This is a genomic window from Streptomyces sp. NPDC020742 (assembly GCF_040641675.1).
In the GTDB taxonomy this organism is placed as follows: Bacteria; Actinomycetota; Actinomycetes; order Streptomycetales; family Streptomycetaceae; genus Streptomyces.
The window spans coordinates 186,828-201,191 of the sequence record NZ_JBFAEA010000006.1 but is presented as its reverse complement, the minus strand read 5'-3'; the positions used below and the strand labels follow the sequence as shown (position 1 = coordinate 201,191).

The following is a 14,364-nucleotide window of genomic DNA, read 5'->3' as shown; positions in this document are numbered from 1 at the left end:
CCCACGTACGCGCTGAAGGCCATCCGCCCGCACTGAGGCGGGGGGCACCGCGGCCGGCCGGACCGGACCGGCCGCGGCGCCCAGGGTTCAGCCCAGGCGCACCGGCAGCGACGTCAGCCGCCAGGTACCGGGCACCGGGGTGCGCTCCAGCTCCTCGGGCGCCACCGCCAGCGCCAGGTCGGGGTAGCGGTCGAACAGGGCGCCCAGGGCGACCTCACCCTCCTGCCTGGCGAGGCTGGCGCCCAGGCAGTAGTGCGCCCCGTGCCCGAAGCCCACGTGGTTCTCGGCGCGGCCCGCGGGCTGCCGGGTCAGGTCCAGGCGTTCGGGGTCGGTGTAGTGGCGCGGGTCGTGGTTCGCCGAGACCAGGACGGCCTGCACGGCGTCGCCCCTGCGGATCCGGGTGCCGGCGAGGTCGACGTCCTCGGCGGCGTACCGCAGCTGGGTGACGTGCACCGGCCCGCACCAGCGCATCAGCTCGTGGACGGCGCGCGGCAGCAGCGCCGGGTCGTCCTTGAGCAGCCGCAGCTGGTCGGGGTGGGTGAGCAGGGCCGCGGTGCCGTTGCCGATGAGGTGTGCGGTGGTCTCGTGGCCGGCCAGCACGAGGGTGAGGACCAGGGTGACCATCTCGACGTCGCTGAGCCGGCTGCCGTCGTCGTCATGGGTCCGGATCAGCTCGCTGAGCAGGTCGTCGGTGAGCGCGGCCCGCCGCTGGCCGATCAGCGCGTGGATGTGGTCGATCATCGCCGGGAAGGTCCGGCCGAGCCGGTCGGGGTCCACCGAGACCAGGTCGGCGCCCCAGGAACGCCACTGGGGCCGGTCCTCCGCGGCGATGCCGACAAGTTCGCAGATCACCGTGATCGGCAGCGGGTAGGCGAAGTGCTCGATCAGGTCGACCACGCCGTCCTCGGCGTGCTCCGGGAGTCGGTCCAGCAGCTCGGCGGTTATCTGCGCCACCCGCGGCCGCAGATCGGTGATCTTGCGGGCGGTGAAGGCGCGGGAGACCAGGCGGCGCAGCCGGGTGTGGTCGGGGGCGTCGTAGTTGAGGATCGAGTTGAGCAGATAGCCGTGCAGGTGCTCGGGGATGCCCAGCATCACCAGCGCGCGCAGCTGCGGGGAGTCCTCCGGCGCGACGCCGAGCGCCGGGTCGGCGGGGTTGTTCACGAACCGCTGGTCGCGCAGGACCTGGCGGACCTCCTCGAAGCGGGTCACTAACCACAAGGGCGAGTCGTCGAAGAACCGTCCGCGGACGACCGGTCCCTGCTCGCGCAGGGCACCGTAGCCGCCGAACGGATCGCTGATCAGCGCCGGATCCATCACATGGGGTTCGCCCGGGTGCTTGCCGACGTGGGCGCTGAGGGGAGAGCTGGTCGATGCCGACATCGTGCGTTCTCCTCCGGTTGGGAGTGGATGGTGAGTCGGGGTGGGACTCGGCGGGCCGGCCTGCTGTCCGGCCCGGAACGTGCGGTCAGCTGCGGAGCTGTCGACGCATCTCCTGCGCGCAGAGCTCCATCAGCTCCTCGTAGAGGGCGATGACCGCCGGCGCGGCAGCAGCGGCGGCGTCCCGTACGCGCTCGGGGTCGCCACCGGTCTCCAGTGCGCTGCGCACCGTCCTGGCGAGGAGTTCGACGCGTACCTCCGGGGTGCCGGGGGCACGGTCGCCGTGCAGGGCTTCAGCGGTGTAGAAGCCGGTGGCGATGGCCAGCAGGGTGTACTGCTGGTGGTGTACGTCGGAGTCGTCGCGCACCAGGCCGTGGGCGCGCAGCACGTCGAGGTGGCAGCACACGGTCCGCTCGCCGTGTGCCATCAGCTCCGCCAGGTCCCGCTTCGCGGTGTCGTTGAGCCGGCCAAGCAGATCGGACTCGTCGGTGTAGACGGCGCGCAGCGCCGGCTCGCTCAGGATGTCGCGGAAGAGCCCGCTGACCGTCAGGCTCGGCAGGACCTCCAGCGGATCGGTCCGCATCCGCGCCAACTGGCGCTGCTGGCTGCGCGACTGGATCCTGAGGACCACCGCCAGGAACAGGGCTTCCTTGGTCTTCCAGTGCAGGTAGACCGTTCCCTTGCCGACCTTGGCACGCCGGGCGATCTCGTCGATCGTCACCCGTGCGTACCCCCAGGAGAGCAGCAGCTCCCCCGCCACCTCAAGGATGCGCTCCGCGCGCTCCGCCCGTTCCACGGTTCCCCCCGTTGACTGCGTGACCAGATGTGAAATCTGGTCACGCAGTCAAAGGTAGGCGGGGACAAGGCAGTTGGGTAGGGCGTTTCCGGACACATGGGTGTCCGGCCCCCGGCCCCGGACGCCCCTGCCCGGTCTCCGGTTCCCGGCCCGACGCCCTCGGCCGTGGCCTCCCGCGGGCCGGTGGGGTTCAGTCGCGGCGGGCGCGGCGGAGGACGACGGTGAGGACCACGAGCGCCAGCAGGGCCGCGGAGGCCACGTACGTCATCGACGGCTGTGCGGCAGCCGGTTCGCCGCCGCTCCGCAGCGCGCCCATGAAGTCGAAGACCGGAAGGCCGTTGGCGACGGAGTACCACAGCGGCACGTACACCGCCTGGAAGAGGCGGTGGGTGCGGCCGAGCGTCCCCAGGGCCAGGGCCAACGACGGGATGAAGAGGGCGCCGCCGGCCCAGGCGGCCAGGCCGGGCCGGTCGGCGGCGACGAGCAGCCGGACGAGGGGCCCGAGCCCGGCCACCGCGGTGACGGTCAGGCCCGCCGCCCACTCGGCCAGCACCCGGCGGCGCACCGCGGGGTAGGCGCCCAACATGCCCTCGACGCCGTGCTCATGGCGCTGGGTGCCCAGTCGGGACCAGATCAGCACCGGCCAGATCCAGGCCAGCGGGAGCAGCACGCGGGTCACGCCGTGCAGGGTGGTGGCGGTGAGCCCGGCGGCCATTAGGAGCGCGGCACCCAGCCACCACCACCAGCGCACTCCCTGCAACAGGATGCGGACCTCGCCGGCCCACAGCCGCAGGGCCACCGCACCGGGCTCGGGTCGGGTGCGCAGTACGCCCGCCGCCGGGCGCGGGCCGCCGGCGTACGGTCCGACCTCGTCGAGGAGGACCGGCTGGACGACGCCCGGGGCCGGGGCCTGGGCCACGGGGACGGACCGGCCCGGGCGGCTGCGCGCCGGGTCGAAGCGCCGGAACCACAGCATCGGGAGCACCGCGACCACGGCGGCGGTCAGCAGCAGCGTCACCCGTCCGCACACGTAGTCGGCGGTCGGCGTGAAGCCGTGCCAGGTGAACAGGCTCAGTGGCCTGTCCAGATAGGTCAGGCCGAGGCTGAACGCGCCCGTGGCGTCGAGGTGTTGGGTGACCATGTCCGTGTACATCGACCTGGCCACACTGTGGACGCCGAGGCCGTCCAGCGGCAGCCCCGGGCCCTGTCCGGCGGTGCAGACCACCAGCCAGGCGCAGAACCACAGGATGTTGCCGACACCGGTGCGCAGCACCGGCACCGACTCGAAGAGCAGGGCGAACGCGGCGGTCAGTGCCACCAGCGGCAGCGCGATCAGGACGAACGGCTGCCAGAGGGCGTACAGGTCGACCTCGCGGGACTCGCCACGGGCCAACTGCATGACCAGGGCGGTGACCGCGAGCACCCCGAGCATGGACGCCAGCAGCATCAGGTTGCTGAGGAACTTTCCGGCCAGGTAAGCGGAGGTGCGCAGCGGCGTGGCGGCCAGCAACGGGCCGACGCGGGTGCGGCGGTCGCGCTCGATGGAGTTGCGGACGGTGTAGAACCCGCCGAGGCTGAGCCACAGGCCGCCGGCCAGGGCCGTCACCATGCCGACGTAGGCGCTGTTGTAGATCCCGCGGTGATCGCCGACCTGCATGATCATCCACTGGGCGTCCGGCTCCGGCACGGCCGCGTACCCCAGGGCGACGGCCGCGGCCAGCACCACCAGGTAGGCGGGGCGGCGGGCACGATCGCGGAAGTCGGCCACCGCGAGGGCGGTGAGCATCGGGAGCGGCATGCCTCACTCCGCCCCGGCCCGCAGCGGCCGTGCGTCGAAGCCGAGGGCGGGCTCGCCGCCGGTGGCCCCCCGGACGACGGCCAGGTAGGCGTCCTCCAGGTCGGCCGCCACCGGTACCGCGCCCTCAGAGGGGAGCGTGCGGGACAGCAGCCGGATCCGGACGCCCTCGGTAGTGCGCACCAGGCGGCTGACGAGGTGCCGCGCCTGCACCGCCGGTACGGCGCCGGGGTCGACCAGCACCTCCCAGACCTGGCCGGCCACCGAGCGCAGCAGGTCCTCGGGGGTGCCGCGGTGCCGCAGCCGGCCGCCGGCCAGCACTGCGATGTCGGCGGCCACCGACTCGACGTCGGAGACGATGTGGGTGGAGAGCAGGACGACCCGGTCGGCCGCCAGGTCGCTGAGCAGGTTGCGGAGCCTCACCCGCTCCTCGGGGTCGAGCCCCGCGGTGGGCTCGTCCACGATGATCACCTGCGGGTCGGCGAGCAGCACCTGGGCGATGCCGACCCGGCGCAGCATGCCGCCGGAGTACGTGCCCAGCGGGCGCTTGACCGCCTCGGTGAGGTTGACCAGCTCCAGGAGCTCGTCGATACGGGTCCTGGCGGTCCGCGCCGAGACGCCCTTGGCCGCGGCCAGGTAGCGGAGGAACTCGCGGGAGGTCAGGTTGGGGTAGACCCCGAAGTCCTGCGGGAGGTACCCGAGCGCCCGCCGCAGGGCGTCGGGCCGGGCCACCGCGTCCGCGCCGTGGAAGAGCACCGTGCCGCCGGTAGGGCGGGTGACGGTGGCGGCGATCCGCATCAGTGACGACTTGCCGGCGCCGTTGGGGCCCAACAGGCCGATCAGGCCCGGTCGCAGACGCAGCGTCAGTCCGTCCACGGCGCGCTTGCCGCCCCGGTAGACCTTGCTGATGTCGATGAGTTCGAGCATCTCAGCGCTTCCCGCCCCGGGGCTTCCCGCCGTCCTTGCGCACCGCGATGCCCCGGGGGACCTCGACGGTGAACTTGGCGTCGCACAGGGCGATTCCGCTGCAGCCCGCGTCGATGTCGAGGGTGTCGCCCTTGAGGACCCAGGTCAGGTGCTCGCTGCCGGCCGCCGCGTCGAACCAGCGGGTGACCTTGATGTCCTTGCGGTCGGCGGCGACGACCTTGGTGGCGACCTCGTGCGTGGTCAGCTTGAGGGACCTGCCGGCGTACGCGAAGGTCTTTGACTCCGGTTTCGCCGTCGCGGCATCCACGGTGCAGCCGGTGAGCCCGAGGAAGGCGGCCGCCGCCACCACGGCGACGAGGGGGGCGGGCCGCTTCGCGCGGGTGCCTGTGAGCATCGGTTCCTCCAGAGAGACGGGCTGGCGCACTGCTGTGAGGATTCCGGCTCCGGGGCGCCGCCACATCTGCCGATCGGCAGATATCCGCTCACCGGAGGGCGGGCGCCGGCAGCAGGCAGTGGACCCGCCACCCGGCCTTGTGCGGGCCCGCCCGCAGGGTGCCGCCCAGGGCGCCGACCCGTTCGTCCAGGCCCGCGAGGCCGGTGCCGCCGCCCGGCCGGGTACCGGCGGGTGCCGCGGCGCCCGCGTCGTCGGCGACGGTGACCTCCACCGCCCCCTCGGCGGTCCGGCCGGCGGACACCGCCACCCGCCCGGCCCGCGGCGCATGCCGCCGTACGTTGGTCAGCGCCTCCAGCACCACCCGGTAGGCGGCGTCCTCGGCCTCCCGGGAGAGGGTGCCGGCCACCCCGTCCTCCAGGGACAGCGTCACCTCGGCGGCGGTCATGGACGCAAAGCGGCCGACCAGCTCGGGCAGGTCGGACAGGCCGTGCAGCCGGGTGGGCGGCGGCTCCTGCCACGCGCGGTCGTCGGTCTCCCGCAGCGTGGCCACCATCCGGTCCATGGAGTCCAGCCCCCGCAGACCGGCCTGCTCGATGCGCTGGAGCAGGGCCCGGTGCTCCTCGGGGCCGGTGTCGTCGCCGAGCTGCGCCGCCTGCGCCTCCAGGACGATCCCGGTTACCTCGTGGGCGACGAAGTCGTGCAGGTCGCGGGCGACTTCGAGGCGCTGCTCGCGCCGGGCCAGTGCCACCGCGTGCGTCCGGCGGTTGTCCAGCGACCGCAGGTACAGCCCGATGCCGGCGGCAACGGCGGTCGGGAACAGGGCGAGCGCGGCGGCGACGACCGACTCCTTCAGGCCCGTGGTGGGCGCGTGCAGGGTGAACCGCAGGGGCAGCAGCACCGCGGCGGCGCCGGTCAGCGCCCCCACCAGGGCCACCCGCGGGACGGGCACATGGCGGACCACCCGCTCCAGCAGGACCAGCAGCGCGACCGTCTCGAACGGGTACCACAGGAGCACCAGGCCCGGCTTGCCGAAGGAGCAGGCATCGGCGGCGAGGGAGAGCAGCGCCGCCCCGCCCGCCGCACGTGCCAGCGAGATCCGGCCGGTCGGCCAGTGCAGGATCGCCACGGCCAGGGTCAGCGCGGCCAGGACCGCGGGCAGCACGGTGCCCGGGGGCGCGAGGACGGCCGGGGCGAGCATCAGCGCCGCGCTCGCCCCGGCCCACCGGCGGCGCCCGCGCCGGCGTGGAACGGCGTCATTCATGGGGCGAGGCTACGCACCGTCCACGGAGGGCGGGGCGGTGCGTACGGCACGGACCCGCGGGCATCCCCGCGGCATCCCCGCGGCGGCCGTGGAACGGTGGAACGCCCCCTCCCCCAAAGGGCGTTGCGAGTACGGCGGCGTCCGACCGGTCAACAGGGGCGGAGGCGGTACGGCGGCCGGCCCGCGGTCCGCGGGGAAGGCCAGCCCGGCGGGTCTCGCGGGGAAGGTCAGCCCGGGGTCCGCCCGGTGGCGTACCCCAGCTCCCAGGCGCGTACCGCGATCCCGACCCGGTTCCGCACCTGGAGCTTGCGCTGGATGCTGGCGACATGGGTCTTGACCGTGCCCGCGGAGATGAACAGCTCGCGGGCGATGTCGGCGTTGGTCTTCCCCTCGGCGACCCGTCCGGCGATCTCCGCCTCGCGCGCGGTCAGCACCGCGTCGCGCCGCTGCCGGGGCCGCCGGTCGGCCGCCGGTCCGGTGACGTGCTGGAGCAGCCGTACCGTGATCGAGGGGCTGATCAGGCTGTCCCCGGCCACCGCCGCCCGCACCGCCTCGACCAGCAGCGCCGGTCCCGAGCGCTTGAGCACGAACCCCGAGGCGCCGAACCGCAGCGCCGGATAGACGTATTCATCGAGGTCGAAGGTGGTCACGACGACGACCCGGACGGGGTGGGCCAGGGCCGGGTCGGCCAGCTTGCGGGTCACCTCCAGCCCGTCCATCCGCGGCATGCGGATGTCCACCAGTGCGACGTCCGGGGCGAGGGCGCGCCCCAGCTCCACGGCCTGCACACCGTCCGTCGCCTCCCCGACCACCTCCATGTCGGGCTGGGTCTCCACGATGCGGCGGATGCCCCGGCGGACCATCTCCTGGTCGTCGGCGAGCAGTAGACGAATAGTCACAGGCCGGATTCTGCCGTACGGCGGGTGCGGCGCCCGCCGTACGGACACCGCCACGACCGGAAGCCGCACCCGGCACGGAGGAGTCCACCCGACGGGCGCGCCATTGCCGGAGCCGCCCGCCTGACCGGAAGCGTTCGCCCTGCGCGGAGCCGCTCGCCTGGACCGGACCGTTCGCCGTGGGCGGAGCCGGACAGGCCCGGTCAATTGCTGTCAACGCCGTTACGTGAGCGCGTCGTTACTGGTAGAACCAGGGGACCCGCTGTGCCACATGCGGGGCCGGGGGCCGCTCCGGGTGCACCGTTGATCGGGGGAATCATGATCACTGGTAACGAGACTCCACTCCCGGGCTGGCGCGGAGGCGACGGCAACGCCGCCTATCTGGACAAGACGCTGCGCCATCAGCCCATCGAAATGGCCCTCAACGAGAGCGTCAGCGGAAAGACGATCTTCCGGCTGTGGCTGCGGGCCGCCCTGGCGTCCTTCCTCGCCTCGCTGATCCCCGGCTTCATCGGGTTCATCTCACTGCTGTCGGGCCTTGGGTCGCAGTCCGACTCCTACGGCTCCGGCTCCTTCGGTTCCGACTCCTACGGCTCCGACTCGTCCGGCGACGGCAGCGCCGGCTTCGGCTGGCTGGTCTTCGCCTCCGCGACCTCCTTCGTGGTCTTCTGGGTCGTCCTGCTGATGTCCCGGCTGCCCGAACCGGTCGGCGAGTGGCGGGTGTTGCTGGCCGACCGCCCCGACCGGGCCGGCGCCGTGTACGCCACGATCACCGGGACGCTGGGCTCCCGCCGCTACCCGCTCGTCCCCCAGGGGATGGGCACCCGCGTCGCGCTGAGCGACGGTCCGTACACCGCCTATGTCTCCGTCTTCAACTACGGCACCAGCCTCTACCTCGGCTGGATGATGTGGCGTTCGCGGCGCGGCACGGAGCTGATGGGCCAGTTCATCGGCGACTTCGTCCGCGGGCTCAAGGGTGAGAACGGCATCGAGCACCAACTGCTGCGCAGCGAGGGCGCCCGCGCCATGCGGGAGGCGGTCCACCTCGCCTGCCGCGAGGGCCTGATGGTCGCCGTTGACGGCACCCCGGTGCACACCGCCCCGGCCGCCCCGCCCCAGGCCGGCGCCACCCCGCCGCCCCCGGCCGTCCCGCCCACCGTGCCCCCGTCGCCCACCGCGGTCCCGCCGCAGCCCGGTCAGCAGCCGACGGCGCACCCCGGCGGAGCCGAATCCACCGCATGAGCGTCCTGACCACCACCGGGCCCACCGGAGCGTGGGCCTGGGCCGGGCTCCGGCTGGAACCGGAGCCGGCGCTCGCCGAGAACGGCGCCCACCTCGGCCTGCCCGAGGCCCAGCGGCGTCTGGAGGCGGCCACCCTCGAACAGGTCTGGCTGTCCCAGCAGTGGCGGCCCGACGGCCGGGCCGTCGAGCTGCGCTACGCCACCGCGCCCGGCGGCGGGGTGAGCTGCACCCTGCTGTGCCGCGCGCACGCGGCGGGCGGCCCCGCCGCCTCGGCCGCCGCGCTCGCCCTGCGCGACGCCCTGGCGCACACCCCCCGGCACGTACGCGCCGAGCCGATCGAGGACGCCGGCGCGCTGCACACCGCGCTGGTCCCCTTCGCCGGGCCCCCGGCCGGCCTCGTCGAGGTCCGCAGGCGGCTGTCCTGGGCCTGGTTGCAGCGCCGGGACACCGACTTCCCGCTCGGTGTGGCGGTCGACCCGCTCCGTGCGGAGGCGGTCAGCTGGGAGCCGGTGTGGGAGGCGCTGGCCCGTGCGACCGCCCCCACCGTGGTGGGCATCTGCCTGGAGCCGTACGCGCCACCGCAGGAGCTGCTGGGCTACCTCCGCTACCTCGCCCAGGAGTACGGCCGGCTCGCCCAACCCGGTGCGCCGAGCCCGGTGTTCGGCCAGTACATCGCGCCCGATCCGTTCGCGGTGCGTGCCGCGGCCCGCTACCACGAGGCGCTGGCCGCCGCCGCTGGCCGCGGCTACCGGATGCGGATCTCGCTCGCCGCGGCCGGGGCGGCCCCGCTCCCGCTCGCCGAGCTGATCGCCGCCACCGTCGCGCCGCCCGCCGCGGAGGGCGGCGGTGTGGTGGCCCGTGCGGTGCCGCCGCACGAGACGGCCGCCGCCTGGGCCGGCTTCACCGGCCTCCAACTGCCCTGGCTGGACGCCACCTACCGGCAGGAGGTGCCGCAGCCGCTGGGCGGCTGGGAGCAGATCCTCGCCGACCTGGTCGATGTGCCGCAGGCCTCGGCCGCCTTCCGCTTCCCGTACGAGATCCCGGGCCGCCCCCCGCTGTTCCGTACGGCCGGCCGGTCCGGCCCGGACCCCGAAGCGGCCGCCCCGGCCCCCGCCGAGGGGCGCGATCCGCACGCCCCGTCCTTCTGACCCGCCCGTTGACGACCTCCGGAGCACCCCCCATGACCACCTCCATGACCACCCTCACCTTCGCCTTCGACGGATCCGCCGAGGACGCCGACGAACTGGCGCAGTCGCTCGCCGAGTGGCTCAACGAGGACGAGGACCTCAGCGGCTCCGCCCGGCTGCGCATGGTCCCGCCGGCACCGGGCGAACAGGGCGGCCTCGCCGACGCCGCCGAGGTGTTGGGCGCGGTCGGCCCGGTCCTGGAGGCGCTGGTCAGCGGACTGGCGGTCTGGCTCGCCCAGCGGGCCCGGTCCCGGCGGATCAGCTTCAAGGTGACCCGCCCGGACGGCACCGCCGTGGAGCTCTCGGCGGGCAGCCCCGAGGACGCCGCCGCCGTGGAGCAGCAGCTGCGCAGGTTCCTGGAGCCGGGTTCCGGTGACCGGAGCTGAGCCGATCGTCGGGGCGCCGGCGGCCTGGCCGCCGCTGGTCCCCGCCCCCGGGCGGTCCGTCGCCGTCCTGGTGGGCACCGCGACCCAGGTCGTGCCCAGCACCCTGCCGCCGCTCCCGCAGGCCGCGGCGAGCGTGGTCGCGCTGGGCGAGGTGCTGACCGGGCCGCTGGGCGGGTTCGACCCCGCCTCGGTGCACCGCCGGGTGGACCCGCCGGCCCCGGCCGAGGTCTTCCGGCTGCTGCCCGCCCCCGGCAGCGACCCGCTCGACGTCCTGCTCTTCTACTTCGCCGGCCACGGCCTGCGCGGCACCGACAACCGGCTGTGTCTGGCCCTGCCCGGCTCGGTGGACGACACCCGGCGCGCCGAGCGCACCGCACTGCCGGTCGCGGCGCTCTTCCAGGCCCTGCGGCAGGTCCGCGCCGAGCACAAGATCGCCGTCTTCGACTGCTGCTTCGCCGCCCGGGCCCTGGACGCCGCCGACGCCGCCGACATCCACGTCCTGGCCGCCGCCGGCCGTACCCGCAAGGCCCGCACCCCCGAGGGCCACACCCGCACCGGCTTCACCACCGCCCTGCTGCGGCTGCTCGCCGACGGCGTACCGGACGGCCCCGAACACCTCGACCTCACCACGCTCTACCGGCACTTGACCGTCACCCTCCCGGCCGCCGGCCTGCCCGAGCCCCTCCAGCGGTCCTTCGGCGCCACCGGCGACCTCGCCCTGTTCCGCAACGCCGCGTACGGCACCGGGCACACCCGCGCGGGCCTGCTCGCCCGCGCCCGGTTCGCCGGCCAGGTCAAGTCCCTGGGCCAGGCCGGCCACCCCCGGCGCACCGCCCAGGCCGCCCACCTCTTCCGGGCCGTCGCCGCCGACGCGGCCGTTCACCTGGGCCGCACCGACCCCGAGACGCTCCGCTACCGCCACGTCCACGCCTCCACCGCCGGCGAGGCGGGCGACCCGCACACGGCCTGCGTCCTCCTCCAGCAGGCCGTCACCGACTGGGAACGCCTCGCGCCGCCCGACGACCCCGCCCTGGGCGCCGCCCGGGCCAGCCTCGCGTACTGGCGCACCCGTACGGCGCCGACCCCCACTCCGCCCGCCCGCACTCCCCACTGACTACGAGAAGAGCCCGAACGCGCCGTCCAGGGACCAGCTCTGCCAGCTCATGGCGAGCAGCGCGGTCACCGAGATCAGCGCCATCATCAGGTTCTGCCCCTGCTCCGCCCAGTCGTGGATCATCAGCACGAGGTAGACCAGGTTGAGCACCGCCCCGGCGGCGAGGGCTATCGGCGTCAGCAGGCCCACGGTCAACCCGAGGCCGAGCGCCAGCTCCGCGTAGGCGACGACGTACGCCATCAGCCGGGGGCGGGGCTTCACCAGCCGGTCGAAGCCCGTGCGGACCAGCGGCCACCGGTGCTTGGCCGCGATGCCGGCCGCCCAGGTGATGCCGCCGCCGGCGAACCAGGTCTTCTTGTCCTTGTGGCGCCAGCTCTCCAGCCACCACAGGCCCAGTCCGATGCGGAGGACGGCGCACCACTCGGCACCGCTGAGCCAGATCGTCTGCATGCTGCCTCCTTCGAGCCATGCCATAACTGACGAACCGTCAGTTCAGCCCAACCCGGCCCGCCCCGCAAGGGGTGCAGTTCCCGGCAGCGCCTTGTCGCCGCAGGGCCGACCCCATAACCTCGAAACTGATGGGTCGTCAGAAATCTGGAGTCCGGCCTGCCGCGCGCCACCGCGCAGTTGGGGGTACAGGGTGATCAGCAACCAGAGCGCCACAACGGAGATTCCCAAGGTCATCAGCGTGGACGATCACGTGATCGAGCCCGCCCACCTCTTCGAGACCTGGCTTCCGAAGAAGTACCGGGACAAGGGGCCGAAGCCCCTCACCGCCGGCATCGGCGAGCTGGAGTACGTGGGCGGGAAGTACCGCTTCACCACCGACCCGGACGGCCAGCTCACCGACTGGTGGGAGTACGAGGGCTCGCTCTTCCCGTACAAGCGCATCATCGCCGCCGTCGGCTTCTCCCGCGACGAGATGACCCTGGACGGGATCACCCGCGAGCAGATGCGCCGCGGCTGCTGGGACCCCAAGGCCCGGCTGGCCGACATGGACGTCAACCACGTCGAGGCCTCGCTCTGCTTCCCGACGTTCCCCCGCTTCTGCGGCCAGACCTTCGCCGAGGCCGAGGACAAGGAGGTCGGGCTCGCCTGCGTGCGGGCGTACAACGACTGGATGGTGGAGGAGTGGTGCGGGGACAGCGGCGGCCGGCTGATTCCGCTGTGTCTGATCCCGCTGTGGGACATCGACCTCGCGGTCGCCGAGATCCGCCGCAACGCCGCCCGCGGGGTCCGGGCGGTCACCTTCAGCGAGATCCCCACCTATCTCGGGCTGCCCTCCATCCACTCCGGGTACTGGGACCCCTTCTTCGCGGCGTGCGAGGAGACCGGCACGGTCGTGAACATGCACATCGGCTCGTCCTCGCAGATGCCGGCCGCCTCACCGGACGCCCCGCCCGCGGTCCAGGCGTCCCTGAGCTTCAACAACGCGATGGCCTCGATGATGGACTTCCTCTTCTCCGGCGTCCTGGTGAAGTTCCCCCGGCTCAAACTGGCCTACAGCGAGGGCCAGATGGGCTGGATCCCGTACGCCCTGGAACGTGCCGACGACGTCTGGGAGGAGCACCGCGCCTGGGGCGGGGTGCAGGACCTCATCCCCGAACCCCCGTCGACCTACTACTACCGGCAGGTCTTCTGCTGCTTCTTCCGCGACAAGCACGGCATCGAGGCGATCGAGACGGTCGGCGTCGACAACGCGACCTTCGAGACCGACTATCCGCACGTCGACTCCACCTGGCCGCACACCAAGCAGGTCGCGGCCGACCACGTGGCCGGCCTCCCGCAGGACGTGATCTACAAGATCCTGCGCGGCAACGCCATCCGGATGCTGGACCTCCCCTTCGACCGGACCTGAGCCGCGAGCCGGCGCGTCGGCCTGCCGGCAGAGCGATGCGTACGCCCCCGTCAGGTAGTGCGCCGAGGGGCGTGCACGGCAGTGCGGAGGACGATGCGCCGGCGCACGGCACTCACCACCTCTCCAGGGGCGTGATGAACAGCAGTTCCGTGCGGTCACCGGGCAGGACGACGTCGGACACGCCGACGATCCGCTCGTCGATGCCGTACGAGGTCTTCCGCAGCACGAGGACCGATGTGCCGGGCGGCAGCTCCAGCTCCGCCGCCTCCTCCGGCGTCGGCGGGCGGGCGGTGATGCGCTCCTCGATGCGGTCCAGTTCGATGCCGACGGTGTAGAGCTGGCTCTGCGAACCGCCGGGCCACGGCTCCTTGGTCTCGTCCAGGAGATCGGGGTTCGGCGCGACCAGGTCGTGGACGAGGTACGAGGTCACCAGGCCGAAGGGCGCGCTCCCGGCCGCGGGGCGGGTCCGGTAGGTGCGTTCGAGGAGGGCGGTGCCCTCGGGGAGCCCGAAGGCGTCGGCGAGGTCCTCGGACGCCTCGACCGTGCGGTACGACGCGTGGAAGACCAGGTCGTCGGCCGTCAGCCCGGTGTCGTGTTCGGTGGCGCCGGTCCGGGCCCGCTCCTGCAGCGGTGCGCGCGCCCGGTTCTTCTCCCACTGGTGGCGGAGGTTCGTGCGCGACGCGCCCGTGCCCCGCTGCCGGACCCTGTGGCCGCGCCCGTGCTGCCGCTCGATGAGCCCTTCGGCCCGCAGGACGCGGAGTGCCTCGCGGACCGCCGGCACGTCGCGCGCGAAGCGCGCGGCGAGTTCCGACTCCGCCGGCAGCTCTTCCCCCGGCTTCAGCTCACCCGCACGGATGGCCTCGCGGAGCTCGTCCGCGAGCCGTTCGTCTGCCACGGCCATGGGTGCCCACCGTTCCGTTCCTCGGTGCCCCGGCCGGCTGACCTGCCGGGTGGCCCCCACCTTACGGCTCCCGGAGAGGCGCCCCTGGGCGCGGCGCGGGGCATGAAAACGCCCGATCGCTGGCGACGGGGGATGCACCAGCGATCGGGCTGTGGCCAAGACTAGCAAGGCTGCCGGCGCGGCGGGAGCCAACTGCATGATCGGAACACGGACTTGTGAGCGGTGTCACG

Annotated in this window: 14 protein-coding genes; 5 read left to right on the top strand and 9 right to left on the bottom strand. The window is 73.6% G+C overall.

Annotated elements, in window-relative coordinates:
• Window positions 1-87: 87 nt before the first annotated feature.
• The 7 genes from AB0G84_RS14065 to AB0G84_RS14035 all read right to left on the bottom strand — a co-directional run bounded on the left by AB0G84_RS14065 (window position 88) and on the right by AB0G84_RS14035 (window position 7,449).
• Window positions 88-1,380, bottom strand: a complete 1,293-nt coding sequence (locus tag AB0G84_RS14065) for a cytochrome P450 (protein ID WP_361319566.1) — start codon at window positions 1,378-1,380, stop codon at window positions 88-90.
• An 85-nt stretch (window positions 1,381-1,465) separates the two neighbouring features.
• A complete protein-coding gene (locus AB0G84_RS14060) occupies window positions 1,466-2,173 on the bottom strand; it encodes a helix-turn-helix domain-containing protein (protein WP_361319564.1) in 708 nt (235 codons plus the stop codon).
• A gap of 190 nt (window positions 2,174-2,363) precedes the next feature.
• Window positions 2,364-3,971 (bottom strand): hypothetical protein, encoded by a 1,608-nt coding sequence (locus AB0G84_RS14055; RefSeq protein WP_361319562.1) that lies wholly within the window; start codon window positions 3,969-3,971, stop codon window positions 2,364-2,366.
• Window positions 3,972-3,974: 3 nt separating this feature from the next.
• Window positions 3,975-4,895 (bottom strand): ABC transporter ATP-binding protein, encoded by a 921-nt coding sequence (locus tag AB0G84_RS14050; RefSeq protein WP_361319560.1) that lies wholly within the window; start codon window positions 4,893-4,895, stop codon window positions 3,975-3,977.
• Between the two features lies 1 nt (window position 4,896).
• Entirely contained in the window at window positions 4,897-5,289 is a 393-nt protein-coding gene (locus tag AB0G84_RS14045; RefSeq protein WP_361319558.1) for a hypothetical protein, read from the bottom strand.
• Between the two features lie 88 nt (window positions 5,290-5,377).
• Window positions 5,378-6,550: a histidine kinase gene (locus tag AB0G84_RS14040; protein WP_361319556.1), complete on the bottom strand. Its 1,173-nt coding sequence runs from the start codon at window positions 6,548-6,550 to the stop codon at window positions 5,378-5,380.
• A 227-nt stretch (window positions 6,551-6,777) separates the two neighbouring features.
• The gene (locus AB0G84_RS14035) at window positions 6,778-7,449 is read right to left on the bottom strand and encodes a response regulator transcription factor (protein WP_361319554.1); all 672 of its coding nucleotides are present in this window, start codon (window positions 7,447-7,449) and stop codon (window positions 6,778-6,780) included.
• Between the two features lie 315 nt (window positions 7,450-7,764).
• On the opposite strand from AB0G84_RS14035, the gene AB0G84_RS14030 reads away from it, so the two are divergent.
• Genes AB0G84_RS14030 through AB0G84_RS14015 form a run of 4 tightly spaced genes read left to right on the top strand, consistent with a single transcriptional unit; the run spans window position 7,765 to window position 11,375 of the window.
• A complete protein-coding gene (locus tag AB0G84_RS14030; RefSeq protein ID WP_361319552.1) occupies window positions 7,765-8,688 on the top strand; it encodes a hypothetical protein in 924 nt (307 codons plus the stop codon).
• Entirely contained in the window at window positions 8,685-9,836 is a 1,152-nt protein-coding gene (locus tag AB0G84_RS14025; RefSeq protein ID WP_361319550.1) for a hypothetical protein, read from the top strand. The genes AB0G84_RS14030 and AB0G84_RS14025 overlap by 4 nt, the downstream gene beginning before the upstream one ends.
• Before the next feature lie 32 nt (window positions 9,837-9,868).
• The gene (locus tag AB0G84_RS14020; protein ID WP_361319548.1) at window positions 9,869-10,261 is read left to right on the top strand and encodes a hypothetical protein; all 393 of its coding nucleotides are present in this window, start codon (window positions 9,869-9,871) and stop codon (window positions 10,259-10,261) included.
• The gene (locus AB0G84_RS14015) at window positions 10,248-11,375 is read left to right on the top strand and encodes a hypothetical protein (RefSeq protein ID WP_361319546.1); all 1,128 of its coding nucleotides are present in this window, start codon (window positions 10,248-10,250) and stop codon (window positions 11,373-11,375) included. The genes AB0G84_RS14020 and AB0G84_RS14015 overlap by 14 nt, the downstream gene beginning before the upstream one ends.
• Here AB0G84_RS14015 and AB0G84_RS14010 read toward each other — a convergent pair whose 3' ends face one another.
• Window positions 11,376-11,825, bottom strand: coding sequence for a DoxX family membrane protein (locus AB0G84_RS14010; RefSeq protein ID WP_361319544.1), 450 nt, complete (start codon window positions 11,823-11,825; stop codon window positions 11,376-11,378).
• 190 nt (window positions 11,826-12,015) lie between these two features.
• On the opposite strand from AB0G84_RS14010, the gene AB0G84_RS14005 reads away from it, so the two are divergent.
• Complete coding sequence (locus AB0G84_RS14005) at window positions 12,016-13,233, top strand: amidohydrolase family protein (protein WP_361319542.1); 1,218 nt, start codon at window positions 12,016-12,018, stop codon at window positions 13,231-13,233.
• 112 nt (window positions 13,234-13,345) lie between these two features.
• On the opposite strand, the gene AB0G84_RS14000 is transcribed toward AB0G84_RS14005, so the two are convergent.
• On the bottom strand, window positions 13,346-14,134 hold the full coding sequence (locus AB0G84_RS14000; RefSeq protein WP_361319540.1) for a GntR family transcriptional regulator: 789 nt from the start codon (window positions 14,132-14,134) through the stop codon (window positions 13,346-13,348).
• Between the last annotated feature and the right edge of the window lie 230 nt (window positions 14,135-14,364).